This window comes from Arthrobacter sp. D3-16 (assembly GCF_054408515.1).
Genome location: NZ_CP096437.1, coordinates 1,095,683 through 1,122,412 on the forward strand (window position 1 = coordinate 1,095,683; position 26,730 = coordinate 1,122,412).

Consider the following 26,730-nt stretch of genomic DNA (forward strand, 5'->3'; position numbering starts at 1 on the left):
TCCGCCAGGAGGCCGCTCTAACCCTTGAAATGCGTGGTGGGAGGTCCGCCCGGCAGGGCGCTCAAAATGTTCTCGGCGACCACCCGTGCCTTGACGTTCCTGTGGCTTGAGGCGTTGGCGAGGATTTGGAACGCCTCCTGGTAGGAGCACCGGTTTTGACCCATGATGACCCCGCAAGCTACGTCGATGGAGGTCCGGCCCTGCATGGCCGACCGCAGATTATCCACTGTGGTCCGGGCGGTTCTGAGTTCGGCGGCCATCAGGAAGCTGCTGGCCGCCAGTGGAGCGAATTCCTCCAGGTGGGCGAGTGTTGCCGGCGTGAAGACGCCGTCCCGGTCGGACACGAACGTCAGCGCCGAGAGCCTTCCCGGTTCCAGGGCAAGCGGGTACGACACCAGGGAACGGTAACCGGCCTCCGCTAAGTGTTCCCAGTACGTGGGCCAGTGGGGATGCCTCGTGTAGCTGTTGGCGATGACTACTGCTGATTCCCCGCTGAGTGCGTGGGAAACTGGTCCGTCCCCGCATTCGTAGTCCTGCCGAGCAAGGCTGACGGCGCGATCACTGGTGCCTGATGCCAGGAACGCCTGCCCGGGCCGTGGAAAAATAACCGCGCAGTCCAGGACGGCTCCGGAATCAGGCAGGGCTGCCACAGCAGCAAAGGCCAGCAGGTCCAGGGAATCCTGGTCACTGCCGGCCCGAAAATCAAGGAGAGGCCCGGTCGTTGTCGGGGCCGATGACTGTTTGCGGAACCACGCTGTACCGCCGCCTCCGCCATCGGCCCCAGTCTGATGGTGCGCTTTCCACACGCGAAGATTCGTCCCCATAACCTGCCCCCCCTGACAGTCGAACCTGAAAGAGTGCCGTCTGCGACACTATGCAGGACGTTACGGGGCCGGGATTTGGAGATCACGAGTAGGGAGTACTCAGTTTTCCGGCGGTCCACTACTTGGGCCGTGGAGGGCCCGACGATTTGAATGGGCAGGAGCTCTGCTTGGCGGTGCCGGCTTCTCGACACCGCCAAGCCCTGAGACTCTGTTTCCCCCAATGAAGGCCTTGGCTTACTGGGTCCCAGTCCCGGTTGCAACTTGCGTTGCGCTTCCGGCCTTACACGGAATACTGTGCCTTGCCTGGCTCAAGGGCTGCGGCAGGTAGGGTCAAGAGTTCCTCAAGATTCCCGCAAATTTCGGCTTTCCCGGACGTCTTGAAGGATTGGGGAACAGTGCAGGGAATCCACAAGCTCTTTAAGGCACAGTCGGGACATCCCACCAAGGAGACCGACTATGGCAATTTCACCCCGTCAGGTTGTGTTGCTCGCGGCCTCAGAGCGCACACCCCGCCGCACGAGGACCACAACATGATGCTCCAGGCCCGGCGGCACCACCCGGACGGGGACCGGCTCATGAAAGGACGCTGGCCCCGCACCCTGGCGGTAGGGCTGATTCCTGTCGTGGTTATTCTGGCCGTCCGCGCGTGGCTGGTGGAACCTTTCACCGTGTCATCGGACAGCATGGAACCGATCATTCCAACGGGCACCGTGGTGCTCCTGTTCAAACCGGCCGCGGCGGCAGGCTGGATTCAGAATGGCGCAGTGGTTGCTTTCACCAGCCCCGCTGACGGCCACACAGCCATCAAGCGGGTCGTCGCGCGGGAGGGGCAGACCGTTGCCATTCGCGACGCGGAGCTGTACGTCGACGACGTAGCGGTTCCGGAGCCCTTCATCGACCACAGCCGCATCGACGGAACATACTTTGGGCCCGAGAAGGTGCCCGCCGGAAGCGTCTTTGTGCTTGGGGATAACCGCGGCGTCTCCATCGACTCCAGGGACTTCGGAGCAGTGCCGTTGACGGCGATCCAGGGCACCCTGCTGACGGACCGGAAATAGGCTCCAGGCTCCCGGAAGGGTCTCCGTTCAGAATTGAATGAATACACAGGCGCATGTACCGTCGGAGCATGGAAATGCTCACGCAGGCACCGGTCCTGGCCCGTTTCGGTTATGCGGTCTCTGATCCGACCCGGGCGCGGATCCTTTTAACCCTGGCCGACGCCGCGTCCTACCCTTCGGATCTGGCCGAGGCCCTGGGTGTTTCCCGGCAGAGCATGTCCAACCACCTGACGTGTCTGCGGGGTTGTGGCCTGGTGGTTGCCGTGGCGGATGGACGACGCACCCGGTACGAACTCGCCGATGCCCGGTTGGGCCATGCGATCAGGGATCTGCTCGGTGTGGTCCTTGCCGTCGACCCGGCCTGCTGCGCGCCGGACGGGACGTGCGTGGCATGACGGCCGTGCTGCAGACCCCCACGCAGCAGCGCCGGGCGGTCCTGTCCCGCAGGATCCGCCTGTTCGCCGCCGCCACCATCACCTATAACGTCATTGAAGCCGTGGTGGCGCTCTGGGCCGGAGGTGTCGCTGATTCCTCGGCGTTGATCGGTTTTGGGTTGGATTCCGTCATTGAAGTGGCCTCGGCGCTGGCGTTGTCCTGGCAGTTTTCGGCCAAGGACCCTGAACGGCGCGAGCAGATGACGCTGCGGATCATCGCCATTTCCTTCTTTGCCCTCGCGGCGTTCGTCACCGCGGACGCAATCCGTTCCCTCAGCGGCGGCGGAGAGGCGCAGCATTCGACCCCCGGAATCGTCATCGCGGCCTTGAGCCTGGTGGTGATGCCCGTCCTGTCATGGGCACAGCGGCGGGCCGGCCGTGAACTCGGCTCCCGCACAGCGGTAGCTGACTCGAAGCAGACACTGCTTTGCACCTACCTGTCGGCCGTCCTGCTGGTTGGCTTGGTCCTGAACAGTACGCTGGGCTGGTGGTGGGCGGACGCCGGAGCTGCCCTCGCTATCGCCGGCATAGCCGTCCGCGAAGGCATCAACGCGTGGCGGGGCGAAGCATGCTGCGCCGGGTGCCAGCCAGAGGCGAAGCCAGCGATTGCCCTTACCCTCGGAACGAAGCCGGCTGATGAGTGAAGTCCGCCGCTGCCGCTGGCGGACTTGGAAAAACGGGGCGAACCGGGACTAGCGTAGCCAAGTTGGCGTTGTGTTCGGCATAAAGCCAAAGGGTGGCCTACACCCCTTACGGGGGTAGGCCACCCTTTGCTGTGGCATCACGCTGGGGCGTGCTCCCGCGCCACTCAGGCCTTGGTGGTAGTCCTGGCCTCGGCTAACAGTGCTTTCCTGGCGTTAGCCCGGGAACGGTACAGTTTGAACGCCAGCAGCCCGCAGGCAGCCAGCAGGCCACCTGTCGTGATGGCAAGGACCGCTGTGCCGGGTTCCGTCACAAGGTACTGGGCCAGTGCTGCCAAGCTGACCGCCGTGGCGGTTCCGAGGGCCCCACCGAAAGGTGCCACGCCAGGTACCTGTGCCAGCGGTTGATCCGCCACGGGCCCTGCCTCGGACCGCACCGCCGGGTCCTGGTCGAAGGCGCGGGGCTCGTCTTCCATGACACCGGGGACAACAGGTCCGCTCAGTTCGGAGAACTGGGGTTCGCTTCCGCCGTCGGCTGGGGCAACCTGGAACCGGTAAGCCGCACCGTTCTCCAACCCACGAACCACTATTCTCGTGGCACCGGGTTCCGCCGTCACGATGTCACCAAACTGCGCCCCTGTGGAGTCGACGGTCCGGACAAAGAAGCCTCCGGTCACCGGTACAGAGACCGGCACCTCGGCCGGGGCTACAGGTGCGGGGTTGGCGGGCGTCTGGTCCACAGGTGCCTGGTTCCCGGGTGCGGGGTTGGCAGGCGTCTGGTCCACCGGCGTCTGGTCCACGGGTGTCTGGTCCACGGGTGCCTGGTTCCCGGGTGCCTGATCCACTGGTGCCTGGTTCCCGGGTGCCTGGTCCACCGGTGCCTGGTTCCCGGGTGCGGGATCCACCGGGGTAGTGCCCGGAGCGGGCTGTGTGTCCGGTGTCGGGTTCACAATCACAATGACTTCGCCATCGCCCGGGATGACTTCGTCGACCCCGTCGTTGGCGCCGCCGTCGGTGCCTTCACCCTCGTCAGCACCCTCGTCAACCTCGTCAACCTCGTCGACGTCGTCTTCAACCTCGTCAACGCCGTCCTCAACCTCATCCTCACCGTCGTCGTCGACACCGCCGGTTCCGTCGCCGAAGACGAGCTGTTCGATGTTGCGGAGGGTGTCCGTGCCATCCTCGCCGCTGATGTGCTGGACGGTGGTGACAGAGCCAGGAGAGCCCATGGTGCCGTCTCCGCCGGTTGTGGTGATGGTGTAGTTGGACTCGAAGTCCGAGAAGGCCGCGGTGTCGGTTCCTTCGGAGGATGCCAGGATTTCGCGGACAATAACGATGTTTCCGGGATCGATGCTGCCGGCGAACACCGCCTGCTGGAGCGTCGGGCCCGTGAGCGCACCGTCGGAAGTGCGCTGGTACTGGGCGTTCATTCCCGTGGCGCTGCCGATCTCAGTGGCCGCGTTGTTGGGATCTGTGCGGACGCTCAGCCGGACGTTGAGGTAACGGTCGCCGTCGATGATGTCATCGCCGCCACGGCCTTCAAGGAGGTCGTTGCCGCCGCCGCCCAGCAGGATGTTGCCTTCGCCCCACACCTGGGGGCCGGTCAGCACGGGGCATTCCTTGGACGCCGAGGCATTGACGACGTCGGCAAGGGGAGTAGGCAGCGACGTGATGAGCTGGTTGAGTCCCGCGATGCGGTCCACGCCGGCCTGGTCCAGGACATCGCAGCCGATGAAGCCTCCGCCACCCATTTCCTTGGGGATGATGTCGTCGCCCCGGAGCTTGTCGTCGAACGGACCACCGGAGAGCGCCTCGACTTCGTTGAACCTGTCGCGGACGCCCACTTGGAGGATGTCCAGCGGTTCGATCGGAAGTTCCAGGTCGGCGTCCTGCGGCTGGGGATCGTAGGCGCCGATTTCCCAGTCGTAGCCGGAAGCGCCCGCCACTTTCTCCACGCCTGGTCCGGCAATGCCGACGTCGTCCCCGCCTTCCATGTCGTAGTCGTCGTCGCCGCCCTGGCCCACCAGGACATCGTTGCCGGGCTTCTGCGAGTCATCCAGGAAGAACAGGTTGCTCGAGTCGCCGATCAGCAGGTCGGGGCCGTCGCCCCCTTCCGCCCAGTCGTTTCCGCCACCGCCGAACACGGCGTCCAGCCCTTCACCGGCGATCACAAAGTCGTCATCTTCACCGGAGAAGGTCTCGTTCGAGTTTGCGCCGCCGTTGATGAAGTCCTTTCCGTCGCCGCCGAGGAGGAGGTCCAGGCCCGGGCCGCCGTCGATCGCGTCGTTGTCCGGCCCGCCCTTCAGGATGTCGTCTCCGGCCGAGTCGGTGATGATGTCGTTGCCGTCGCCGCCCAGGACGGTGTCAGCGCCGTCATTGCCTTCGATGACATCGTTGCCCGGGCCGCCCCACATGGTGTCGTTGTCCACGCCGCCATGGATGCGGTCGGTGTTGACGGACCCGTTGTACACGGCCTGGCCGTTGATGCCGGCCGGGTCCACCGAGTTGGATGCCCGGTACTTGATGGTGCCGTCCGGCATCCGGATCAGCAACGCTGACTCGTTGCATTCCGAGGCAGGATCGTCCGCGACGGCGTTGCCGGCGGACGCGAAGCCCTGTGCCGTTCCGTTGAGGTTCTTCAGCTCGAACTTGCAGTCAGCCGTAGCGAAGGCGTCGGCCTTCAGTGCCTGGGCGTTGGTATTGCGCATCATCATCTCCGCGAAGGAGTTGCCTTCGAGCTGAGCCATCAGGTTCATGCCGGGCGTGCGCGCCAGGTAGTAGAGCCGGTCACCGTTTTGCAGATCGGTCATCTGGCTCTCGAAGACGTAGTTGAAGGTGCTGCCAAGGAGCCCGCCGAAGAGGTTGGTGCGTTCGGCCAGGCCGCCCATCCACAGGTCGATGTCATCGAGTCCTGTTATGGATGAGGTTCCGTTGTTGGCCCAGGCGTCGGTGCTGTTCATGAACGCCACGGCGTCCTCGCGGGCAACCTCCCCGGCCAGGGCATCGGGGCTCACGATCAGCCGCGCAGCTGTGCGCTTGGCCTCCAGCGTGGTGGCTCCCAGGATGGAGGGGTGCTTGCCGTAGGCGGCCACAAAATTGATCAGGGACTTCGGGTGCTTGATGTTTTCGCCGAAGTCGATCCAGTTGGTGTACGGCTTGAGCTGGCCATCGTTGGTGGCGTTGTGGATTTCCCGGCGCAGGTTGTTCAGCGTGGGCAGGCCTTCCGACCGGGCACGCGTCAGGTTGATCGCGGCCAGGTCCATAGGCAGTCCCAGCAGCTTGTTGCGCAGCGTATCAGTGACGAACTCGTCCAGTTCGCTGCCCACCTGGTCCGACATTCCCATGATGATGCTGCCCGCAGCTTCCTTCGGCGTCAGTGCTCCGGCGGTGCCGCCGTCGGTGTAGGCGGGCGGATTGAGGAACCCTTCCAGGAGGGAGATGTCGTTCTGGGAGCCCCGGACGTCGTCGGACGTTCCGAACACGTTGTCGGCTCCCGGGCTGTCCTCATTGCGCCGGGAAATGGTTTCCGTGAGCATCGAGTGGCCAAAGCGGTACACGGCGTGGGCGAATTCAGCGCTGACCGCCGGATTGATGTCCGTCTGGGCGAAGGCGAAGGGCTCGAAGATGTTGAGGGCGGGTTGGATCTTCCGTGCGAACTCCTCAAACACCAGGTGCTGGTATTCCATCTCCGTGACGAACCGTGCGGCCTGGAAGAGCCGTTCGCCGTTCCACCCGTCTGCGCCTTCGGCCAGTTTCCACTCGGCCAGGGCGGCAACACCCCTTGCCGAGGTGTCGTTGCCGAGGACCCGCTTGATGTCAGCCACCATGCGGTCATGCTCGGAGTGGAAGACCTGGTGGATGGCGGTCAACCCGATGTTCTCGTTAACCCTGCCGTCGCCGGCAATGAAGTGCGCGTTCAGCATCTCGTCGTCGTACGTGCCGGGGACCTGGCTCATGAAATCGGCGGAGGCGGTCTTGTCCGCGTCAGGGGCCGGGGCGGCCGGCGGTGTGGCGGGGTTGTGGTCGGCGTCCTGCGGTGACGGGTCGGCGTTGTGCGCGATGTCCGTCAGGAACGGAGTACTGAAGTACAGCACGTCCTGGGGAACGAGGGTTCCCCGACCCTCGTTCGCGGTGCGGTCCGCCTCCACCAGCCCGGACTTCGTAACAAACTGCGGGAGCCCGTTCTTTGGCCCGGGAATGAACTTCCCGTAGGCGTCAGCGGCCAGCATCGGGACGTTCAGGACGTCCTTGTCCAGCAGCTGTATGCCCAGCAGCTCCCGTGCCTGCTTTTTGGTGTCAGCCCAGGTGGCCATGCCACCCGCCGTGGGCGTGCCCTCGGGGCCGCCCAACATCTTGCCGGTTGATACGGGCCGGCCGGCAGGGTTGTTGGCGTATTCACGCAGGAACACTTGGTGGGAGGAGTGCGACGAGTAGGTCTGGCTCTGGTCAACCCACGGCGAATTGGTGTTCAGGGCATCCTGGACATCGTCAGCGGTGCCCACTTTGCCGTCCGCGCCGGGCTGGTTCTGGCCACGGGTAAGGACCATAAAGCGCATTCGCGGATTGAGGTCATCGGCGTTGCCGAAGATGTGGTCCGGTCCTGCGATCAGCGGGTCATCGGCCTTGAGCGGTACGTAGACCGTGCCGCCGCCCTTGACGGTCTGGTCGATGCCGTGGTCAAAGAACTGCCCGAAGAGGGTAAACAGGGAGTTGTAGGGCGGTGAAAGTCCGACGTCGGTAGTGACGTTGGGAATGAACAGCGTGTTGTGCGAGGGGACGCAGCCGTCCGGCACAGCTGCGACCGGGGGAGTTGCCTCAGGATCCGGGTCCGTGGTGCAGGGCACCACGCCCTCGTTGCCCTGCGTCCGTGCCGGGAAGCCGGCTGCGGCGACAGCCGCCGGGTTGGTGGACGTTTGATCGGCGATCAGGTTGCTGATGATGCGCGGCCGGGAATCGAAGACGCTTCCCGATTTCTGGGTGTAGCTCGTGGCCATGGGCGGTCCGCCGAAGGACCCGCTCTCGGCGGCGCCGAAGGACTTGGACCCAAGCCTTGGGAACACCTGGTCCGATGCCCCAAAGGTCTCCTGGCCCGGCTGAAGGTTGTTGCAGCTTCCGTCAACCGTACGCAGCCCGTGGGACAGCAGGGGACTGGCAAGCTGGTTGGGGCCGGTTCCCACAAGGGCCCCGCAAGGACCGGTTTCTGACGTGGTGTTGGCTACGTGCGCTTCGGCAATCTTGATCTGCTTCAGGATGAAGGACAAGTCCGCCGGCGTCACAGTGAAACCGGCGCCCACCGGAGCCTGCACGGCATTGGCGGCGATGGGTGGCAAGCCCATGGATGCGGCCAACGCCACCGCCCCCGATGCGGCCAGGAACCGGAGGCGTGGGCGAGTGCTGTTTTTTTGTGTTGGTTTACGCGATGAAGCCTTCATCCTGCAATCTGCTCCCCCTGTGGGGCCAACTCCCCAGTAGAGTCGGCGAAACAAGGCAATGCTGCAGGGGCGTCCTAGGGAAAACCTTGGTGGGGATAGTCAGGTGCTACCGGTCGCCGCCTTTATCGTCGCCGGGAGCGTCGTCGGAGATGCCATCATCCCTCAGGCCTCCCTTGTCGTCCCCTGGCGCGTCATCCGACACGTGGTCGTCCCTGAGCCCGCCTTTGTCATCGCCGGGCGGGTCGTCTGAAACGCTGTCGCTTCGGAGTCCGCCCTTGTCGTCGCCGGGCGGGTCGTCTGAAACGTTGTCGCTCCGGAGTCCGCCCTTGTCATCGAACTGATCGTGGGTGGGTCCGCCCGTTGGTACCGGTGCGTAGGTCTGTGGTTCTGCGGTGACCAGCTGGGTTTGCGGGGCTGCGTGGTCGGGGATCGCGGTGATGCTGGCGGTGGGGGTTGGCGTGGGAACCAGCTCGGCCGGGTCCTCCGTTGTGGCGGGGCCGGGCGTCACATCGGCCGTCACCACTACGCCGGGAGTGACTTCAGGGGGCGGGCCGGCGTTGGCCTGGCCCCAGACCGTAAGGCTCGTAGCACCTACTACAGCTGCGATGGGGAGGTACCAATAATTCTTCATCGGATCACCTTTCTTGGTTTGTGTTCCCACTCTGCCCGGGCCCGGTGAGAGGGGGGTGAGACTTTTATGAGAGACCTCTCATTAACCGGAGTGAGGCTGGGAGGGGGCAGCAGGGGCGGCCACAAAGCGGTACCCGGCACCCCGAACAGACAAGAATCTTTCGGGGCCAAGCTTGTTGCGCAGGTATCCCACATAGACATCCACTACATTGGAGGACCCGTCAAAGTCGTATCCCCACACCCGGCTCAGCAGCTGTTCGCGGCTCAGCAGCCGGCCTTCGTTCTCCACGAAGGCCCGGGCCATGGCGAACTCGCGGGCGGACAAGGGCACGCTACGGCCGTGGACCCTGGCACTGCGAAGGTCAACGTCCAGGCTGACGTCGCCGGCGGCAGGCTCCGGTGCCGCTTGGACCCCGGGGCTATCCCTGAGCCGCAGGCGGATCCGCGAGAGCAGCTCCTCGAACCGGAACGGTTTGGTCATGTAGTCGTCCGCACCGCCGTCGAGCGCTGCGAGGGTGTCCTGAAGCGAATCCTTGGCCGTCAGGACAATCACCGGAACAGTGCACTTCATGGCTCGCAAGGCCGACAGCACGGCGAGCCCGTCCATCCTGGGCATGCCGATGTCCAGAATGAGGAGGTCAAACTCGCCTGAACTGCCGTAGTCCAGGGCCCGGATGCCGTCCCCCACAACTGACGTGGTGAAACCGGCCGCAGTGAGGCCCTTGGTGATGAAGCTGGCGATCCGTGGCTCGTCGTCGGCGATCAATATCCGTGTCATGCGGTTCCTCCTGGGAGTGAGAGCACGAAGCGGCTGCCTTCATCGACCCGCGACATCACCCGAAGTGTTCCGCTGTGTGCTTCGGCGATAGCCTTGACGATCGGCAGTCCCAGGCCTGACCCTTCCTTGCCCCGTGAGACCCCTGCCCTGGCAAAACGCTCGAAGATCCGTTCCTGGTCCGCGGGGCTGATTCCGCAACCCGAGTCGGCAACCCAGATTTCGAAAACACCAAGGGACGGCTCCTGATGACCGGGCGGTGCGGTGCCGCCGGCGGTGCCGGTCCACGCTGCGCCAAGGGAGATAACGTCATGCCGGCGCGTGGACTGCACTGCGTTGGCTGCCAGCTGCTCCACCGCCTGGGTCAGACGGTTGCGGTCGGCACGAAACTGGCCGCCAGGCATGCTTTCGATCTGCCACCGGCGATCCGCCAGGACCCTGATCCTGTCCATGGCCGCTTCAAGGAAGGAATCGGCGTCGATCCAGTCCAATCGGACGAAGTCCGGGCGGCCGCTTCGGGCCAGCAGCAGGAGCTCATCGACGAGGGACTGCATCCGGTCCAGTTCCTCCAGGAGCAGCACCTGGGTCTCGCTGACGTCCTTCGGGTCTCCTGCCTGCAGCAGCTGAAGATGGCCGCCAATGATCGTCAGCGGTGTTCGGAGTTCGTGGCTGGCGTCATCCACGAACTGGCGTTGGTCCGCGATACCTGCTTCCAGCCGGTCCAGCATGCGGTTGAAGTCAGATGCAAGCTGCGACACGTCGTCGTCACCGGAGGGGACCGGCACCCGGGTACTCAAGTCCTCAAAGGTGATGGACCCGGTGGCCTGGCGCAGGCGCCGCACAGGAACAAAGAGACGGCCCGTTACCGTGAACCCCACGGCCCCGGCCAGCAGCAGAGTGGCCAGCGACGCCGCTGCGAACGTGCCGAAGGACCCAATCATCTGCTCACGCTGCCGCCCGATTTCATCTGCTGCCACCAGCAACCCCGTGGCGCCGCCGTCGCCCAGTGATACTGAGGTGATGGCCAGGCGCACGGTCCGCCCGTCCAGCGCCACGTCGCGGAGTACCGTGCTGTTCTCAATGTGCTCGGCCTGCACGGTTTCAAGCAGTTGGGGAGTAGCAAGATCACTTGGCTGCTCTCCGGCCGGCAGGAAGGTCTTGCCGCCGTTGACGGTGGCCATCACCGATTCGTACCTGCCCGGGGCGTCACCCTGAAGGAAGACGGTGAAAAGCCCGTCAAGCGAGGTAAACGGCCCTCGGCCCGGAACGCCCTGCTCCACAATGGCCTGGAGCCGCGCGGGGTGAAGCAGGAGCTCTGCGTTGACACGGCTGTTGAGGTTGCGAAGGTCGAGGGCGAGGGTGGTGATTCCCGTGACCAGCAGTCCGGCCGCCAGGAAAGCCAGGACTGTGGCGAGTACGCGAACGCGGACAGTGCGCAGTTCCGCACGTACTCCATGCCAGCCCTGGCTCAGTTTCCCCATGGGCAAACTGACGGAGAATTTGTGGATCTTCGCCGTCCGCGATGTCATTTTGTTCCCGTCACATTCGCCGCCTGCACACGAGCTCTACTTGTTTCCTTACAAGTTAGGTAGGCCGGCTTGGGGAAATCTTCGGCAATGGAATAACCTCATACGCCGGGATACCTAGGGTTTTCCCAATGTTTTGCACCGGGTACCGATTCTTTGGTTCACCAGCGAAAACGTGTCAGGAGCGCTGCTTAGCCAAAGGTTGTGTTCGGTCTTCGACCAATAAACTCTGCGTATACGCCATGGAACCAAGTACCGGGCGCTTCCAGAAGTGAGTAATCAACACTGTTGTTCGCCTGTTGCCCTCCCCCTTCAATGAGAACCACGCACCACCGAACAACCTGGGGGAATCACCGTGATTACTTTGGAACTGCCGAACAACACCGGCCAGGAAGGCCTTGTTCCCGAAGTATCGCCGCAGACACCGGCGCTTCAAATTTCAGTATTCGGCCCGTTGACCATCCGCCGCGGCGATACAGAGCTGAGCGCCAACGATCTTGGTGGGCCCAAGCCCCGCCAGGTCCTCGAAATTCTGCTGATGAATTTTGGCTCGGCAGTTTCCAAGACCCGGCTGATGGACCTGCTGTGGGGCGGCAACCACCCGGCCGTTGCACTGCCCACCCTTGAAAGTTATGTCAGTGTCCTTCGGCGCCACCTGCAGCCCGGCACCGGACGAACGGGTCCCCTGCGCACCGTCACTGGGGGCTACGCCATCGACCGGTCACTGGTCGAACTGGACCTGGACCGCTTCGAGACACTGACCAAAATGGCCGGCCAGGCGGAGCCCCGCACGGCGCTCGCACTGTTGACGGAAGCACTCGACCTGGCCTCAGCTCCGCTGCTCGGGGACGAACTGCTGCCCGCCTGGGCGGAGGAGGAGCGGGCCGCGCATGCAGCGCAGGTGGGCCTGGCCCGCGTTGCGGCTGCGGAAACCGCGCTCGCCGTGGGGGAAGCCGGCAAGGCCATTGCCTGGGGCGGTGAAGCCGTCAAAGAGGATCCACTTAACGAACGGGCATGGACCGCGTTGGTTCTTGGGCTTGAGCAGAACGGCGAGAATACTGAGGCCTTGCGGGCCTATGAGCGCTGCCGCAGAACCCTGGACCAGGAATTGGGCTGCGCCCCGGGGCCCGGGCTGAGGGAAGCACAAACCAGGCTCCTCAGGAGCACTGCGGCAACATCCCGGCCGGCGGAGCCCATTGGCCCCATCCAGGTGGTCACCGAGAGCCGTCCCGTGGCCAGGGTGGCCACCCAGGAAACGGGGCGCCTGCGAATCCTGATCGTTGATGACCACACCACGTTTTCCGACCTTTTGGCCGGGGCGCTGGACCGCGAGCCGGACCTGCAAAGTGTAGGAGCGGCGAAGTCCGTTGCAACTGCGGTGACCCTGTTCCAGGACCTCCGGCCCGACGTCGTCATCATGGACCTGTACCTCCCTGACGGCTCAGGGCTCAAGGCTGCCGAGTGCATTCTTTCCGAAGCACCGGAAACCCGGATTGTGATGCTGACAGGCAACCCGTCCCAGGAAGCGCTGCGTGAGGCCGCCCGAATGGGTATCTGCGGATTCCTCCCCAAGGACGGTGCCCTGGGAGTCATGCTGGACACCCTGCGGCACGCCCACCCCGGCAACATGATTGTGAACCCGTCCCTGGTGGCGAGGTGGGGGAGCGCCGTCTCGCCTGCACCGGGACCTGCGGGAAATTGACCGGGCAGCCTCACTGTGCGCAGATTCTTTGCGGGGGAGCCCGCCCCGGCCGCGAACATCAGCCGTGAGGACGCCGAGCGGCGCGAGGTCAGGGCAGCTGTTGCCCGTTTTCTCACTGCCGGTTTCGCCGCCCTGGTCCTGGTTGCAGTTCCCGTTTCCTTCTGGGTCCAGGCCGAAGCGGAACGGCACGCCTTGGCCAATGCCAGGGACATCACCCAGCGCCTCGCCGATAACGTGGTTGGGCCGCTGATAACTGACCAGCTTCTTGCTCGGGACCCTGCGGCGCTGGAACTGCTCGACCAGCGGCTTGCGCCGTGGCTGGCTGAGAGCGGTGTGACCAGGATCAAGGTATGGGACGAGCACGGCCGCGTGGTCTACTCGGATATCAAATCGCTGATCGGGCAGGATTTCGAGCAGGAGGAATGGGCACGCGAACTCCTTGAAGGCGGTCCGGCCACGGCTACCTTTGAATCCCAGACCGGGGAAGAAAACGAGTTTGAGGCGGACTCCGGCGAACTTGTGGAAGTCTATGCCCGCTCCGCCTCCCACAGCGGAGCCCCGATGATTTTCGAAACCTACACTTCCGGGGACGGAGTCCGCCGTGAACAGCAGGCAGTCCTGATGGGGATGGTGCCGCCCATGGCGCTGTCATTGGCGGTCCTCCAGTTGACGCAACTGGTTCCGGCCGTCCGCCTGGCCAGGAGGATGCAGTTCCATCAGGCGGCACGCAACGCATCGCTGCGGTGTGCCATCGAGGCCTCGGACCAGGAGCGCCGCCAGATCGCCGGCGAACTCCACGACGAGGTGATCCAGGACCTGTCCGGACTGGCGTATGCCTTGGAATCGGAGGAACGCCGCGGCCCGTTGGAGCTGCAGCCTGTATTTACGAATGCACGGACGATGCTCCAAAACAACATCCGCACCCTGCGCGCCATGACCAGCGAACTTTATCCGCCCGACCTCGAAGAGCTGGGGCTCAAGGCGTCCCTAGTGAGGCTGGAGGCGCCCCTTGTGGAACGGGGAATTCACCTTACTGTTGAGATTCCGGACAAGCTGGTGCTGGACCGGGACCGGGCTGTCCTGCTGTACCGGGTGGCACGCGAAGCCTTGGTCAATGTGGGCAAGCATTCCGCAGCGCAGTCGGTTGATATTCGGGTCTGGCAGGCCGGCCAGCGCACCCAGATCACAGTGTCTGACGACGGTGTGGGCTTCGACCCGGGGGAGCCGCGCACGGAAGGCCATCTTGGCCTGAGAATCCTGCGGGACACGATCCAGCAGGCCGGGGGCACTTTTGACGTCCGCTCCACACCAGGGGCCGGAACTTCCGTGACGGCCACCTTCGGCGCGGCCGCGCCCGCCGCCAGCTTTGCCGGCAGGCACGCTGCCACATCCTCCCGGCGAAAGCCACCCGTACCAAGTGCTATCCAGGTGTAGCCCACTACGAGAATGTAAACAGTTTGGCGTGAATTACGGGGCGGGGGCCTCCGGTACCGGCGTGGCGATTATGCTCATCCCGGTCAGGAGGCCCTCGCTTCCCGCGATTGACGGGACAACGCCGGGCCGGGGCCAGGCAATCAGCTCTTCCTGGTTCGGACCGAGCGGAAGAACCCGGCGATACCTGCGGCGAGTCCGACCAGCCCGGCCGCCAACGCCGCCCAGACCAGTCCGGGAGTGGACGCGTCCGAGGACACTGAGGCTACTGTTTCAGTGGCCTGGTTTGCAGCAGCGGTGGCGGCGTGGCCATGTTCTGCCGACGTGGCGGCAGTTGTCACAAAGGATGGGGCGGGGTCCTCGGGTTCGCCCTGGCCCTCCACCACCGGATCATCCCACGTCCGGACACTGCCGTCGGAGTAGGACTGCGCCACCGGCAGCATGACGGTGGTGCCGGCTTTCGGAAGGCGCCCGACATACACGGAGAACATCTGGTATTGGTCGATTGTCAACTGACTTGCTGCGTCCCTGGCGGTCCAGGATACGGACAAGGCCGCCTCGGTTACGGTGGCGCCGTCAACGGTCACCGGCTGGGGCAGCGTTCCCCTGGCCACCTCGGCGGTCCAACCGGGAACAGGCTTCACCCGGACCGATGTGAACGGTGTAGCTGTTGGCAAAGCCACGGTGATTTTCGTGGTTGTTGCAGTCTGCGATTCGCTGGGCACCCTGAAGGTAACTTGCGTGGAGGCGCCTTCGGCGGGCGCGTCCGGTGTGACGGTCACGTGGGCGGTGGCCGCGCCGGGGCCAAAGGTCATAAGAGTGGCTGTGGCTACCCCAATGGCTGCTGCTTTGAGGGAATTCGGGGTCCTGGTCTTCATGGGAAAAGTCCTTTGCTGGGGCCGCCCGCGGGTCGAAAGAGCCGGCGGGCAGCGGAGTGTGGCTTGGCGGCTGCAGCTTTCCTTTGACCTGCCTGTGCTCTCAGAGAGGCGAGGTGAAAGGAACGCACTGCACCGGCGGCCCCCGAATGCCGTCAGCACGGTGGTTTCGCCAGGGAGTAGCTACTGGCCCGGATCCGCATGCACTACGGGGCAGGCCGGACAAAGAAATGGTGGCGGGATGGAGGGCCCGCGTCAGGGGGCGAAACCAATCGACGAGCCGGCAAAGGGCTGCTTCTGCCCTGCCTAATAGGGTTGCAGTTACAGCGGCCGCCAGAACATGCGCCACCGGCATGGCGGTCCCCGGGTCCGCGTGCATGAGGGCTTCGTGGGCATCGATCGGGCACGCGACCGCAGGGGCGGCATGCTGCGGGGTACCGTGGGCCGAGGCCGCGCAGGGGGTCTCCTGGGAAAGGAGGCTCAGGGCCTGGTGAAGCAGTACCTGCCCGATTCCAACGACGGCGGCCATTCCCGCCATGGATATCCGGCGGCGCAGGACCACCATGACGGCCAGCAGGAGCAGCGCGATCAGCGCCGTCGAGGTCTCCGCAGCCGGAAGCGTGCCTCCACCGAGGACATGCGCACCGGCCGCAAGCAACCAAACGGCTCCGGTCACCAGAAGAGGACGCCTGAGGCGCAGCACCGGTGCACTCAACCCGCAGGTACCCGGGCTGCGCCGGCCGTGTGCCTTACATGCTGGTTCCGTGGACCCTGGCCGCGGCGGTTGCCGGCCATGGTGGCCGTGATGGCGAGTGATACGGCTGCGATGGACCACATGATGGGCCCGCCCAGCTCCGCGGCCGCAGCCGCTGACAGACCCCAAGGATGGCCGACGGAGATGTACCAGGGCAATTCCATAGCCGGTGCCTGCTCCGTCAGTTTCCAGCCGCCGAAAGCGTAGACGGCGGCTATTCCGGCCAGGACGGGCATCCGCTGACGGGCCACGCTGCGGGTGCCGGCATCCGGGGCGCCGGTAAGTGCGGCGGTGGCAAGAGAGCCGCTCAGCAGGGCGAGCAGCGTCATGGAGTTGTATCCGATTTGTCCCACTGCTGCCCACTCGAGCAGGGGGGTGTAGTAGGTGACGAGGAGTGATGCAGCGAGGATAAATATGGTCAGGACCGGATCCCTGCGCAGTGCTGCCAGGAGCGGTTGCGCCGAGCGTTCCAGGAATTCCTTGATCCCCATGCTGCCGTCCGTTCTGGGCCTGATGGCCAGTTGGGCCATGGTCAGCGGCGCGGCCGGGACGATCAGCAACGGCACGACGGCGGTGAGTACCATCTGGGTCAGGACGTGGGCGTTAAACAGGTAGCCCTGGTAGAGGTGCACGCCACCGTTGGTGACAACGAACAGGACCGCTATCCCCGCCAGCCACAGCACAGTGCGATGGGCGGGCCAAGCCCGGCCCCCTGCCCGGACCCGCCGCGCCCCGGCCAGGTACGCGAAGACGGCGAAACCGCAGGCCAGGCTCCACAACGGGTCGGGGGCCCAGCCGGAAAGGTATTCCCAGAGGCCGGGCTCAGGCAGCCCGGCGGCGAGGTCCCCGGCGGACGTCTTTCCGGACCCGGCGGCCGGCGGCGGTTCTGTCCGCGCCAGTGCGGCGGCCATCCCTGAAGCGGCACCCATCACTGCGAGTTCGACGACGGCGAGCGCGGCGAAGTGCCTGCCACCCCGAGCCGGGTCCTTATCAATCCGGCCCAGCGACCAGCGCCGGTGCAGCGCCCCGAACAACCCGAGGATGATGAAGACTCCGGCCTTGGCCAGGACGATGACGCCGTAGGGGCTCAGCAGGGCCTCGACCGTACTGATTCTCGTGAGTGCCCCCAGGAACCCGGAAACCACAAGGGCGATGAAGCTGATCAACGCCAACGTGGAGTACCTCCGCACCGTCACACCAAGCCGACCCGCCGGCAGCACCGGGCGCAGCACCACCAGTGCCAGCAGACCGCCCAGCCACACCGCTGCGGAGCCCGCGTGCACAAACAGGGCGGTGGTGCTATCCGCGTGGTCGGTGCCGCCGGCCGCATGGGATTTCATGACCAGCGGCACCAGCCCTAAGAAAGCCGCGACGGCGGTGACGGCAAGAAGGCGCGGGCTCCTGAGCCTAAAGCACGAAAAAGCCACGGCTCCGGCGATCAGGACGCTGAGGGCACCTGCGCGGCCAGCATCAATCGTGGCCAGGTAGGTCCAAAAGGCTGCATCAAATGCGGCCGTAGGCGCCCTGTTGGCCAGGAGCAGGAAGCTTGCGGACGTGTGGACCGCGGCGGCCCCGGCCCAAACAACGGCCCACCATCCGGCCAGCCGAAGAGCCCGTTCATAAGCGGAGCCCCGGTGGGGGAGTGCGAAGGCTGCCAGGACCAGCGCGCCGATGGTGCCGGCACTGGCGAGGTTGAACACCAACTTCGCGGCAGGCAGTCCCCAGGTCACGGCCGGGCCTGCCCGGTCCAATAGGCCTGTGTCCGCGCCGCCGCCGTAGACGTAGGCCCAGACCAGCGACAGCAGCCCCGCCGCCAGCAGCACCAGCGTGGCCATTACCCGAGTTCCCAGCGACATCGCGCCCCTTCCGCCGCTTCACCGGCCCCGGTCGTGTTCGCACAGCGACCCGGCCTCTTATGTCATGCCAGCTTGGCGTGGGCCGCTTGGGAAATCCTTGGCATCACGGGTCCCCAGATTTCCCCAACTTTTTCGCACCGTGGTTCCTCCACTCTTTAGGCATGTCCATTTCACGCCGGCAGGCAATGCAAATAGGTGGTATCGGAATCATCGGCGCCTTTGGGCTTGCCGTCCCGTTGCAATCGGTCGACGCCAAGTCCGCGAGCCGCTTGGATCCCCGCAACATGCCCAAGCCCTACCAGCGGGCTTTGACTATCCCTGAGGTCCTTCGGCCGCACCAAACCACTGTGGACGCCGACGGCTCCACAAGGCACCACTACCGCATCCAGCAGAAACTCAGCTCGGCGAATATCGTTCCCGGGCTGAGCACGCCCATCCTTGGCTATAACGGGACATTCCCTGGACCAACCATCAAGGTGGACCAAGGCGAACGCATCACCTTGATGATGGACAACGTGCTGCCGCTGCTCCATCCGCAGTGGGGGTACCGGCTCGATACGTCCACCCACCTGCACGGTTCAGCCTCACTGCCGCAGTTCGACGGGTATGCCAACGATCTGACCGGGCTCGGCTACTGCAAGGACTACGAGTACCCCAATTTCCAGCCGGCCCGGACTCTCTGGTACCACGACCATGCTGTCCACAACACTTCGCAAAGTGTCTATTCCGGACTGGCGGGCCACTATCACCTGCACGACAACGTTGAACGAAGCCTGCTTCCCCAAGGCAAGTTCGACGTGCCCTTGACCGTTTCCGACGCCATGTTCGCCGCCAACGGCTCCCTGGCCTATGACGACAACACCCACTCCGGCCTGTGGGGTGATGTCATCCTGGTGAACGGCGCCCCTTGGCCGGTCATGAAGGTCCAGCGGCGGATCTACCGCTTCCGGATCCTCAATGCTTCAATCTCGCGCTCCTACCGTTTCTCCCTCAGCACCGGGGACCCCGTGACCATGGTCGCCACGGACGGCGGCCTGATGCCTGCTGCCCAGCAGGTAACATCATGGCGCCACAGCGGTGCGGAGCGCTACGAAGTCCTCATCGACTTCTCCAAGTACCCCGCTGGAAAACGGGTGGAACTGCGCAACTTGTCCAATGACAACAATGTGGACTACGACAACACCGGCAGGGTCATGGCCTTTGACGTGACGGATGAACCGGTGGATACGTCCGGACCGGCCGCAAAGGTGATGCCGACACTGCTCACACCGAGCACCCCGATGAGCCTGACGCCCTCCCAGTCCGTGAAGAACCGGCACATGCGCGTGAAGCGGGACAACGATATCTGGACCTTCGGCGGCATGACGTGGGACGAAGTGGTCGAGAGCGGCTACCGGAAAGTCCTGGCGGATCCGGATCTGGACGATGTGGAGATCTGGACCATCGAGAACAGCTCCGGGGGATGGTTCCATCCGGTGCACATCCACCTCGTGGACTTCCAGATCCTCAGCCGCAACGGGAGGGCACCCTTCAACTACGAACGCGGGCCCAAGGACGTGGTGTACGTCGGCGAAGGCGAGACAGTGCGGCTGCTCATGAAGTTTGAGCACCACCGTGGCCGGTACATGATCCACTGCCACAACCTCCCCCATGAGGATCACGACATGATGGCCCAGTTCAGCGTGGGCATCGACCCGAACGAAGCCGACCCCAACCATCCCATCGAGGCCTCGCGGCCGCATCCGATTGACCAGGTTGCACGGGTGGAGGAACCGGTGGACGAACCCTCGGACGCGCCCACACCGGAAACTCCTGAACCAACCACCAGCGCAACAGCGACTGCCGAACCAACGAATGCGGCCACCACTGCCCCGGCAGAGCCGACGGCGACAGCAACACCGACGGCGCAGGCAGAGGTCCTCACCATCACCACCGCGCGGCACCGCCTGAATAAGGACATGGAGTTCGCGGGAACCTCCAGGATCGGCGGGGCCGTCCCGTCCGGTTCAGCTTCGGTGAAGGTCTATGACATCACGCCCGGACGTGCTGAAACCCTGCTGGGCACCGTCTCCATCAACTCCCTTGGCAGTTGGTCCCTGCAGGCCAAGCCTGGCCCGCGTCAACAGGTCACATCCGTAAGGGCCGAATCCAGCCGCGGGGGAATGGCCACGAGCCAGGTGCGCAGGGACTGAAGTCCTGTTTCACTGGAACCGCTGAGATGGCCCCCTCCGGCCCGTCAGGAGTCGGAGGGGAAAGCCACGCCTTCGCCCACCACACGCAGGCAAAGCTCCATTCCCGGCCGGGCCAGGGAGGCGTTCCAGTGCCGGATGGTAATGATCTCGCCGCCGCCCGGATAGCGGTGGTCGGCGCGGCTGGCCAGTTCGGGCGGAACCGCAAGCTTGAGCCGCACGGTGGTTTCAGGGCCGAAATAGTCCGTCTCCACCACTACTCCGCGGATGGGGCCGTCCTCGGCGATCCGGATTTGTTCGGGCCGAAGCATCAGCTGAACCCGGCCTTGGGCCGGCGGACGGCGGACAGGGATGCCGCCCAGGGAACACGTTGCCAGGGAACCTTCCATCCAGGCGTCCAGGATCACGGCATCACCGAGGAACTCGGCGGTGGCACGGTCTGCGGGGCGGGTGTACACCACAAACGGGTTGCCGATCTGCGCCAGTTTCCCGCCGCGCATCACCGCTACCTGATCGGCGAAGGAAAGTGCTTCCGCCTGGTCGTGCGTCACCAGGATGGTGGTGACGCCCGCTTGGTTCAGGACCTTGGCCACAGCCCTGCGGGTGGCTACGCGGAGGCCGGCATCCAGCGCGGAGAATGGCTCGTCCAGGAGCATCAGTTCCGGTTCGCGGGCAAGGGCCCGGGCCAGGGCCACACGCTGCTGCTGGCCACCGGAGAGCTGATGAGGGCGCCTCTTTGCCATGTCCGGATCAAGCGAGACCATCTCGAGGAGTTCGCGGACCCGGTCCGCCACGCCCCGCCGTCCGCCGGCAAGGTTGGCCTGGTCCAGTCCGAAGGCCACGTTTTTGGCCACAGTGAGGTGCGGGAAGAGGGCGCCGTCCTGGGCCACGTACCCAATATGCCGTTTATGCGCGGGAACCCACGCCCCATCGCCCGCCACTTTTTTCCCGTTGAGCGAGATGTTGCCGGTTGCCGGCTGCTCAAACCCCGCAATCAGCCGCAGCAGGGTGGTTTTGCCGGAGCCGGAGGGGCCAACGATGGCCGTGGTTCCGCCCTTGGCGACGGAGAGGTTAACGCCCTTCAGGACGGCCTGAGTGCCGAAATTGCGCGTGACTTCCGTGATCTCCAGGTGGCTGTTGGTGGACGGTGCCACCGACGGGGCGATCCGCGGTTCCGGCAGCCGGGGAGGGGATTGTTCGGTCACTGGCCGGCTACTTTCTTGGACTGCTGGAAAAGGAGGTAGGTCATGGGGGCGGAGAGCAGGATCATCAGGAGCGCATAGGGGGCCGCTCCCGCATAGTCGATCTCGCTGCTCTTGCTCCAGAACTCGGTGGCCAGCGTACGGGTTCCGTTGGGGGACAGGAGCAGGGTGGCCGTGAGTTCGTTGGCGATGGCGAGGAATACGAGGGCCGCTCCGCCTGCTGCCGCGGGTGCCGTCAGCCGCAGGGTGACCCGGATGAAGGAGAGCAGCGGCGGCTTACCGAGTGCCTGTGCGGCCTCGTCGAGTTCCTTGGGCGCCTGGGCCAGCCCCGCCCGCAGGTTCACCAGGGCCCGGGGGAGGAACAGCAGGACATAGGCCGCCACCAGCACCCCGGCCGTTTGGTAGATCCCGGGAACCAGCCGGATGCTGACAGTAACAAAGGCCAGGCCCACCACAATTCCCGGCAGAGAACTGGTGACGTAGTTGGAGAGCTCCAGGGATTTGCTGAACCAGCCGGGGTGGCGGACTGCAAGGTAGGCAAGGGGAAATGCCACCACGGTGGTGGCCAAGGCTCCCGTCAGGCCGTAGCCGAGGGTAGTCAGCAGGGCGGGCAGGAATTCGTCCGCAGCCCAGATGTCTGTCCCTCCCGCCACGGTCCAGCGCAGCACGAAGAACAGGGGAAGCCCGAAGGCCAAAGCCGTGAGTGCCAGCAGGAAGAGCTGGGCCGGGACCTGATAGGAACGCAACGGCAGCCGCAGGGCCTTCGCCTGGGCGCCCGAACCGATGCGGGCGTACCTGGCCGTCCCGCGGCTCCGTACTTCGGCCAGCAGCAGGAGGAGGCAGAAGAACACCAGGACGCTGGCGAGCATGTTCCCGGCAGCGCCGTTGAACGTGGACTGGTACTGGACCATGATTGCGGTGGTGAAAGTGTCGAAGCGGATCATCGCGAACGCACCGTATTCGGCCAGCAGGTGAAGCGCCACCAGGAGGGCCCCGCCCGTCATGGCGATCCGAAGCTGGGGGAGCACTACCCGGAAGAATGTCCGCCAGGCGCCCAGCCCCAGCGCCGCTGCCGACTGTTCAATGGCCGGATCCAGCCGGCTCAGCGTGGCGGAGGCGGGAATGTACACCAGCGGGAAATAGGAGAGCGTGGCGATGAGTACTCCGGAACCCAGCCCGCCGAGGGAAGGGACGGCCGAAACCCAGCCGTAGCTGTTCACGAACGCGGGTATTGCCAGCGGGGCGGCCAGCAGGACAGCCCAGATCCTGGCCCCGCGCAGGCCGGTCCGTTCAACCAGCCAGGCGCCTGCCACGCCGAGGAGAAGGCAGAGCGGGACGGTGAAGGCCGTCAACAGGAGGGTGTTCAGCAGCAGTTCGAGCACACGCGGCCGGAAGATGAGTTCGATGGCGGTGTCCCACCCGGTGGCCACCGTCATGTACACCACGTACCCCAGGGGCACGAGGGAAAAGAGGGCGATCAGCACCGCCAGGATGGACACTGCTGAAACGCCGAAAGGCGGGCGGGGGCTGCTGCCCCGGCCCGCCGTCGTCGAGCTCCCGTGAGGGGGAGCCGATAGATCAGGAGTCACGAAATTAGAGGAGTCCTGCCGTGGTCATCAGCTCGGTGACCTTCTCGGAGTTCAGCTTCGCCGGGTCCACAGTGGGAGCCTGCAGGTCAGCGATCGGAACCAGCTTCTCGTTGGCGGGGACATCAGAAGCGATGGCGTACTCGAAGGAGGTGCCCTCCTTCAGGACTTCCTGGCCCTTCTTGCCGGTGATGAACTTCAGGAATGCCTGCGCTGCCGCCTCATTCTTGGAAGTCTTCAGCACACCGCCGCCCGAAACGGAGACGAAAGCGCCTGGATCCTGGTTTTTGAAGTAGTACGGGGTGACGTTCTTGGAGTTCTCGCCGGTCTTGGCCTGGTCGCCGTAGTAGTAGTAGTGGTAAATCAGCGCGGCATCCACTTCACCGGCGTTGACTGCCTTCATGGCGGTGCTGTTGCCCTTGTAGGCCTTGAAGTTTTCCTTCATGCCCGCCAGCCACTCTTTGGTGGCAGCCTCGCCCTTGAGCTCGAGAAGCGCAGAGACGATGGCCTGGAAGTCCGCGCCGGACGGCGAAGCTGCCCACTTGCCCTTCCACTCGGGGTTGGCAAGATCCAGCATGGACTTGGGCAGTTGGTCCTCGGTCAGCTTGGCCTTGTCGTAGACCAGGACCGTGGAGCGGGCAGCGATGCCGGTCCACTTGCCGGTGGAGGGCCGGAATTCCTCAGGCACCTGCTCGGTGGTGGCTGTGTCCACGTCAGCGAAAAGATCCGCGTTCTCCACCTGCGTCATTGCGGGGGAGTTCTCGGTGAGGAAGACGTCAGCGGGGGATGCCGCGCCTTCCTGAATGATCTGGTTGGACAGTTCCGTGTCCGAACCCTGCCGCATGGTCACCTTGACGCCGGTCTCCGCCGTGAAGGCATCGATCCATTCCTTGGTCAGGCTTTCGTGCTGGGCGTTGTAAACAGTGATTTCACCCGAAACTGCTTCAGCGGAGGCGGACGCGGAGGATGAACCAGTGGCGGCTGGCGTGGCCGGGCCGGCGCAGGCCGACAGGCTGAGTGCGGCGCTGGCGGCGAGTGCGATGCCCGCCAGTGCGCTGTTGCGAATCTTCATTGAGGCACTGCTTTCTGGGGAAGAGTGGGGCGGACCGGGGTCCTGGTGGGCCTTGGGGAAAGATGCCCACCCGAGGAACTGTAGGGTAGGCAAACCTAAGGTAGAAGCGGGAAAGCGCTTTAAGTGATCAGCATCACATGAATTACGGAACTGTTGCGTGCCCTAATGTTGCTCAGTTGGTCCTAGGATTCCGCGTCCCCCCGCCGTTAGTATCTGATGCAGGACAAGGTCACCCTGGGCAGAGGGCAGCAAACATGGTCGAAGCAGCAACCGCAGCGGTTTCCACGGTGATCCGGCGGAACAACGTCACGGCGTCCGGGCGGGCTGACGGGCCGGTGATGATGTTTGCCCATAGTTACGGGTGCGACCAGGACAGCGTCAGCGCGATGATTGCGGTGATTGCTGCAGCGCGGGACCCGGAGCGGTTCTCCCGGCTGATCCTGGTGGCCCCGTCCCCGCGCTACACCAATGACCCTGCGGAGGGCTACGTGGGCGGGTTCTCGCAGGAGGACATCGAGGGCCTGCTCGCCTCCCTGGACAGCAACTATTTCGCCTGGGCTGAAGCGCTGGCTCCGATGGCCATGGCCAATCCGGAGACTCCGGAACTCTCCGAGGAACTCCGGAGCAGCTTCTGCCGGACGAATCCCTCCATCGCCCGGCACCTTGCCCGCGTCACCTTCCTTTCAGATACACGCGGCCTGCTGGAAAAGGTGCCAACGGACAGCCTGATCCTGCAGTGTTCCAATGATCTGCTCGCGCCGCTGGGGGTAGGAACCTACGTGCACGAGCACCTGGAACGCAGTTCCCTGGTGCACCTGCAGGCCACGGGCCACTGCCCGCACGTCAGCGCACCGGAGGCTACAGCCGGCGCCATCCTGCACTATCTCGCTTCCCGCCCGTGACAGGCACCTCGGACCCGGGCGGCTTCGAGGCGCTGTTCAACCAGGCGCCGTGCGGCTACCTGCTGACGGACGACGGCGGCCGCATCACCGCGGTCAACGACACCTTCGTGAGCTGGGCGGGGTACAGCCGGGCCCACCTTCTCGGGTCCAACCTGCAGTCCCTGATGCCGGTGGGTGACCAGATCCTGTACTCAACCCACTGCATTCCAAAGCTGGGAATCACCGGCGCCGTGTCGGAAATAGCTGTCGAAATCATCGGCGCCGACGGCCAGCGCCGGGCGGCGCTGCTCTCGGCGTCACGTTCCCCGGCTTCCGGCGGGGAGCCCGCCGTCGTCCGGGTGATCATCTTCAGCGCCCACGAACGCCGGATGTACGAGAGGGAGCTGGTGGCGGCCCTTCGCTCCGCGGAAGAATCCGAGGCCCGGCGTGCCGAGGCGGAAAAGGAACTGCACCGCCTCGCGCTGCACGACGCGCTCACCGGACTGCCCAACAGGGCGGGGCTGAAGGTGGGGCTGGACCAACTTCCCGCCGGCGGCACCGCCGGAACCCGCAGGCTGGCGGTCCTGTTTCTGGACCTCGACCATTTCAAGGCCGTCAACGACAGCCTGGGGCACGCCGCGGGGGACGAGCTGTTGGTCTCCGTCGCGCAGCGCCTGACGTCATTGGCTGCAGGAACACACACCGTGGCCCGGCTTTCCGGCGACGAGTTCGTTGTGGTGGGTGCCTTTGCCAACCCGGCGGAAGCCACTGCGCTCGCTGCCGGTCTCCTGGATGTCCTCAAGGCACCGATGCAGATTGAAGGACTGGAAATCGTCACGTCCGCAAGCATTGGAGTGGCCGCGGCTGCGGATGACGGGGAAACCCTTGAAGACCTCATCCGCCGCGCCGATATCGCCATGTACCGGGCCAAGGAACTGGGGCGCAGCCGCTGGGAACTGCATGAGCCCGCGGAGACGGATCCCACGGTGGACCGGCTCCGCGCGCTGGGCGAGCTCCGGCGTGGAATCAGGCAAGGGGCCCTTCGGGTTCACTACCAGCCCCAGATAGACCTCCGCACCGGGCGCACCCGGGGCGTGGAGGCGTTGGTCAGGTGGCAGCACCCCACCCGTGGACTGCTGCCGCCTTCGGAGTTCATCACGATGGCCGAGGAATCCGGACTGGTGCGGCAGCTGGGCGCGTGGGTCCTGGGCGAAACGCTCAAACAGGCCGACCATTGGCGCCGGGAGGGCCCCCGCGGCGCCGGCCTTGAGTTCGCCGTCAATCTCTCCGCCCGCCAGCTCAATGATCCCGAACTGGTTCCGATGGTGGAAGCCGGCCTCCGGCTCCGGAACATCGACCCCGCACTCCTGCTGCTGGAAATTACCGAGACGGCCCTTATGGCGGACCCCGCCACCGCCCTCGAATCACTCAAGGCCCTTAAGCAACTGGGCGTAGGCCTGGCTGTTGACGACTTCGGTACGGGCTACTCGAGCCTGACGTACCTGAAGAAGTTTCCCATCGACGAACTGAAAATCGACAGGTCATTTATCAACGGCCTGGGGTCGGATTCCGGTGATTCCGCCATTGTGGGCAGCTGCATCGACCTGGCGCACGCGGTAGGTATCCGGGCCGTGGCCGAAGGGGTGGAAACCTCCGGCCAGGTTCGGGCGCTCAAGGCCATGGGCTGTGACCTCGCCCAGGGATACCACTTCGCCCGCCCGCTGCCCGCCCCGCTCCTCAAGGAATGGCTGGACGCACACGGGGGCGGTGAACCGGTCTCCGCTTGAAGCGTTCCCGCAAACTAAGAGTGCAGCTACCCGTCTATTCGGATACAGCTGCACTCAAAGTTTGTGGAAAATCAG

At 64.8% G+C, this 26,730-nt stretch carries 19 protein-coding genes; 8 read left to right on the top strand and 11 right to left on the bottom strand.

Translation table 11 applies throughout. The features are described 5' to 3' along the window. Positions 1-17 precede the first annotated feature (17 nt). Positions 18-824, bottom strand: a complete 807-nt coding sequence (locus M1D32_RS05305) for a GAF and ANTAR domain-containing protein (RefSeq protein ID WP_458781287.1) — start codon at positions 822-824, stop codon at positions 18-20. 530 nt (positions 825-1,354) lie between these two features. Between M1D32_RS05305 and lepB the strand changes: the two genes are divergently transcribed. From lepB to M1D32_RS05320, 3 genes are all read left to right on the top strand, one after another. After that, positions 1,355-1,882, top strand: a complete 528-nt coding sequence (gene lepB / locus M1D32_RS05310) for a signal peptidase I (protein ID WP_458781288.1) — start codon at positions 1,355-1,357, stop codon at positions 1,880-1,882. A 68-nt stretch (positions 1,883-1,950) separates the two neighbouring features. After that, the gene (locus tag M1D32_RS05315; RefSeq protein ID WP_458781289.1) at positions 1,951-2,277 is read left to right on the top strand and encodes an ArsR/SmtB family transcription factor; all 327 of its coding nucleotides are present in this window, start codon (positions 1,951-1,953) and stop codon (positions 2,275-2,277) included. Further along, complete coding sequence (locus tag M1D32_RS05320; protein WP_458781290.1) at positions 2,274-2,960, top strand: cation transporter; 687 nt, start codon at positions 2,274-2,276, stop codon at positions 2,958-2,960. Before M1D32_RS05315 ends, M1D32_RS05320 begins: the two co-directional genes overlap by 4 nt. A 164-nt stretch (positions 2,961-3,124) precedes the next feature. On the opposite strand, the gene M1D32_RS05325 is transcribed toward M1D32_RS05320, so the two are convergent. From M1D32_RS05325 to M1D32_RS05340, 4 genes are all read right to left on the bottom strand, one after another. Beyond that, positions 3,125-8,293 (bottom strand): peroxidase family protein, encoded by a 5,169-nt coding sequence (locus M1D32_RS05325; protein WP_458781291.1) that lies wholly within the window; start codon positions 8,291-8,293, stop codon positions 3,125-3,127. 202 nt (positions 8,294-8,495) lie between these two features. After that, positions 8,496-9,020, bottom strand: coding sequence for a hypothetical protein (locus M1D32_RS05330; protein ID WP_458781292.1), 525 nt, complete (start codon positions 9,018-9,020; stop codon positions 8,496-8,498). Positions 9,021-9,101: 81 nt separating this feature from the next. Then, complete coding sequence (locus M1D32_RS05335) at positions 9,102-9,797, bottom strand: response regulator transcription factor (RefSeq protein WP_458781293.1); 696 nt, start codon at positions 9,795-9,797, stop codon at positions 9,102-9,104. Beyond that, positions 9,794-11,275, bottom strand: coding sequence for a sensor histidine kinase (locus tag M1D32_RS05340; protein ID WP_458781294.1), 1,482 nt, complete (start codon positions 11,273-11,275; stop codon positions 9,794-9,796). Before M1D32_RS05340 ends, M1D32_RS05335 begins: the two co-directional genes overlap by 4 nt. A gap of 400 nt (positions 11,276-11,675) precedes the next feature. Between M1D32_RS05340 and M1D32_RS05345 the strand changes: the two genes are divergently transcribed. Next, a complete protein-coding gene (locus tag M1D32_RS05345; protein ID WP_458781295.1) occupies positions 11,676-13,022 on the top strand; it encodes a BTAD domain-containing putative transcriptional regulator in 1,347 nt (448 codons plus the stop codon). Positions 13,023-13,037: 15 nt separating this feature from the next. Further along, a complete protein-coding gene (locus tag M1D32_RS05350; protein WP_458781296.1) occupies positions 13,038-14,456 on the top strand; it encodes a sensor histidine kinase in 1,419 nt (472 codons plus the stop codon). Between the two features lie 140 nt (positions 14,457-14,596). Here the strand turns inward: M1D32_RS05350 and M1D32_RS05355 are convergent, their stop codons facing one another. The 3 genes from M1D32_RS05355 to M1D32_RS05365 form a co-directional block, all read right to left on the bottom strand. Then, positions 14,597-15,331 carry a YcnI family copper-binding membrane protein gene (locus M1D32_RS05355; protein ID WP_458781297.1) on the bottom strand — a complete coding sequence of 245 codons (735 nt, stop codon included), beginning with the start codon at positions 15,329-15,331 and terminating at the stop codon, positions 14,597-14,599. 100 nt (positions 15,332-15,431) lie between these two features. Continuing rightward, positions 15,432-16,004 carry a hypothetical protein gene (locus M1D32_RS05360; RefSeq protein WP_458781298.1) on the bottom strand — a complete coding sequence of 191 codons (573 nt, stop codon included), beginning with the start codon at positions 16,002-16,004 and terminating at the stop codon, positions 15,432-15,434. Positions 16,005-16,039: 35 nt separating this feature from the next. Beyond that, a complete protein-coding gene (locus M1D32_RS05365) occupies positions 16,040-17,938 on the bottom strand; it encodes a cytochrome c oxidase assembly protein (protein ID WP_458781299.1) in 1,899 nt (632 codons plus the stop codon). Between the two features lie 161 nt (positions 17,939-18,099). On the opposite strand from M1D32_RS05365, the gene M1D32_RS05370 reads away from it, so the two are divergent. Beyond that, positions 18,100-20,130 (top strand): multicopper oxidase family protein, encoded by a 2,031-nt coding sequence (locus tag M1D32_RS05370; protein ID WP_458781300.1) that lies wholly within the window; start codon positions 18,100-18,102, stop codon positions 20,128-20,130. A 44-nt stretch (positions 20,131-20,174) separates the two neighbouring features. Here the strand turns inward: M1D32_RS05370 and M1D32_RS05375 are convergent, their stop codons facing one another. From M1D32_RS05375 to M1D32_RS05385, 3 genes are read right to left on the bottom strand one after another with little or no spacing between them, the layout of a single operon-like run. Beyond that, complete coding sequence (locus tag M1D32_RS05375) at positions 20,175-21,332, bottom strand: ABC transporter ATP-binding protein (RefSeq protein ID WP_458781301.1); 1,158 nt, start codon at positions 21,330-21,332, stop codon at positions 20,175-20,177. Next, a complete protein-coding gene (locus M1D32_RS05380; protein WP_458781302.1) occupies positions 21,329-22,918 on the bottom strand; it encodes an ABC transporter permease in 1,590 nt (529 codons plus the stop codon). Before M1D32_RS05380 ends, M1D32_RS05375 begins: the two co-directional genes overlap by 4 nt. A gap of 4 nt (positions 22,919-22,922) precedes the next feature. Continuing rightward, positions 22,923-23,987 (bottom strand): iron ABC transporter substrate-binding protein, encoded by a 1,065-nt coding sequence (locus tag M1D32_RS05385; protein ID WP_458781303.1) that lies wholly within the window; start codon positions 23,985-23,987, stop codon positions 22,923-22,925. Positions 23,988-24,241: 254 nt separating this feature from the next. On the opposite strand from M1D32_RS05385, the gene M1D32_RS05390 reads away from it, so the two are divergent. Then, a complete protein-coding gene (locus tag M1D32_RS05390; RefSeq protein WP_458781304.1) occupies positions 24,242-24,889 on the top strand; it encodes an alpha/beta fold hydrolase in 648 nt (215 codons plus the stop codon). Beyond that, positions 24,886-26,655, top strand: a complete 1,770-nt coding sequence (locus M1D32_RS05395; protein ID WP_458781305.1) for a sensor domain-containing protein — start codon at positions 24,886-24,888, stop codon at positions 26,653-26,655. Before M1D32_RS05390 ends, M1D32_RS05395 begins: the two co-directional genes overlap by 4 nt. Positions 26,656-26,730 lie beyond the last annotated feature (75 nt).